This is a genomic window from Paraburkholderia sp. SIMBA_053, assembly GCF_046534895.1.
GTDB lineage: Bacteria > Pseudomonadota > Gammaproteobacteria > Burkholderiales > Burkholderiaceae > Paraburkholderia > Paraburkholderia caledonica.
This window is the reverse complement of sequence record NZ_JAWRXU010000545.1, coordinates 1-278: the sequence shown is the minus strand read 5'-3', so window position 1 is coordinate 278 and position 278 is coordinate 1. Positions and strand designations below refer to the sequence as shown.

1 pseudogene is annotated in these 278 nt (G+C 59.4%); it reads left to right on the top strand.

Going from position 1 to position 278, the window contains the following annotated elements:
• Window positions 1–145 precede the first annotated feature (145 nt).
• A pseudogene (locus SB753_RS36790) lies at window positions 146–278 on the top strand (NADP-dependent isocitrate dehydrogenase); the annotation flags it as partial.

Genomic DNA, 278 nt, shown 5'->3' with positions numbered 1-278 from the left:
CTAGAATAGCCGCCTGGCCGCTTGCTGCATCGGTATCTGGCATCAGCACTCGAATCGGCGCTGCACCGCGTCGCGCGCAAGAGGGGCGCCCCGGTTTCGTATTGCCAACCTGGTCTCACAGTACGGCTATCACTGGAGTCCGATCATGGCGTATCAGCACATCACGGTTCCGGCTGACGGTGACAAGATCACTGTCAACGCGGATTTCTCGCTCAACGTTTCCGATCAGCCGATCATTCCGTACATCGAAGGCGACGGCACGGGCGTCGACATTACGC